Annotated in this window: 1 protein-coding gene; it reads right to left on the reverse strand. The window is 57.7% G+C overall.

Features of this window, described 5'->3' with window-relative positions; all coding sequences use genetic code 11:
• Window positions 1–283: 283 nt before the first annotated feature.
• On the reverse strand, window positions 284–931 hold the full coding sequence (locus tag F6X40_RS41355; RefSeq protein WP_187631875.1) for a hypothetical protein: 648 nt from the start codon (window positions 929–931) through the stop codon (window positions 284–286).
• Window positions 932–1,826: the final 895 nt, after the last annotated feature.

Genomic DNA, 1,826 nt, shown 5'->3' on the forward strand with positions numbered 1-1,826 from the left:
GCCCAATGCCCGTCTCTATGCACCAACGCCGTCACGCATGCGACTGCAGGCCGAATGGCCGTATTCTGAGTCGAGCCGATGATTGATCGTCCGGGCCAACCCGCCAGCCCGTGACCGTTCATGGCCGCACCCGGTCCGATCCTGAACCGACGACGGCGGCTGTCAATCGGCCCGACCGCACTCGACAGAAGACGACCGATCCCGGGGTTCCGGCTAGAAGCGCACGGTGCATCGCGCGACAGGATGTAGGGCATTAGGCCGATTGAGCGCACCTGCTGCTTTGTCACAATCCTTTGGAATTTCTCTGAATCTCAGCGTTGCAGCGCCTGGCGTAGACGAATGTCAGATCCGAAGTGTCTCGATCCAGGGCTTCGAAAGTACCCCAATCCTCGCTTGGTTCACTGAGGCGGTCACATAACAGTTCGATAACTGCATCCGGAGCGGGTGCACAGTTCATGTGCGGCTTGTGCGACATCAGAAACGTCTGCATCGTCTCGGGTTGTTCCAGGTTGAGCGGAACGTGCCACGGTAGCCGGCCAGATGTTCCATCAAACTGGACATACAAGACCGGCGGAGCTTTGAAGTGCGTGTGGAACAGCCCATGGACATGGATCGCGAAACGCTCGAAATAGTCCTCTACGCGCGACTGCAAGCTTGCGTGGGTATAAAGGAGGGTCGCGCTAGTGGTGGCTTCCAGACGAAATGTAACGAACCTCGCTTGCCCTTCTTGCGAAACCACCCCAACTCCGTACTGCCCTATCGCCTGAAACGTGGTCGCGCGCGGCGGAGTATAAAAGTATCGATCGACATAAGAGACGGGTTCCCAATCGTCATCATCATCGCGGAAGTTGCCCGCGCGAGAACTCGCGTACGCTGGATTGTTGGGATTCAATTGATTGGATCTGTTGTCCCTATCGCTTTTGCTCGACATAGTGTGCCTCCGCATCCGGTTCTGGGAGAAACAGCATATGCGTCCAACCCGGCGAGCTCAGTCTTGCGTCTGGCTTGCGAAAATCACCCTTTCGGATCCTTACGCATCAGGGAATTGTGCAGTCCGTGAGTCGTCCGTCTCCAGGCCTCGTCGGCCATTTGCTGAGCCGATTTCACGGTATGTTCGATCCGATGCTTACTCTTCGGCGCTTGCGCAATCGCTGAAGTCAGACCGGAAAGTGTCCGTCGGACAGTCCTGGTGACCATAACTCACTCCGCGTTCTTGTCCACGTGTTAAGTCTAGGCCGTTAGGTGAAGCGCGCGCTACTGTACGTTTGAACAGTACCTTGGTGAGCCCATCATGGACATCCGGAAGCGCCACAGGCGACACGTCAAGAGCATCATTCGTCGTCTTCATCGTCTCGTTTCATCGGAGTAATGAGCCCCTGGCCTGTATCGATCCCGAGCCGTTCCAGCGCCTTGGCAAGGTCGTCAATTTCGCTGGCGAAATCCATCTGCCACTCCTCGCCTTCACTGCGCACAGTCAGCGAGTGATGCGCAACAAACGCGTAACGCGCGCGGTGGATCCGCCTGCACGACGACCGAGGTGTTCCTCAACTGTTTCATGAAGTGATCTGCGCCCGTATGTCCGCACCGAGCCCAACAACTCCTTGGCAGTGTAGGTGGGCTAGCCGAGGTTACATGTTGGCGATCGTGGCACCTGTCCGGACGAGCGCTCATGACCGACTACTGCCCGATGCCGAAGGCCGTGATCGTTAAGGGTTATTCGACGTCTGCCCTCATTCACATGGCTGTGAGTGTGCCGCGGCGCGTGTGGGCAGGCGTCGGATAAGCCTCGAGGGAGGAAACCGCGGGATGGTCCGAGACGCTCGGAA

This window comes from Paraburkholderia sp. UCT31, from assembly GCF_014397655.1.
In the GTDB taxonomy this organism is placed as follows: Bacteria; Pseudomonadota; Gammaproteobacteria; order Burkholderiales; family Burkholderiaceae; genus Paraburkholderia; species Paraburkholderia tuberum.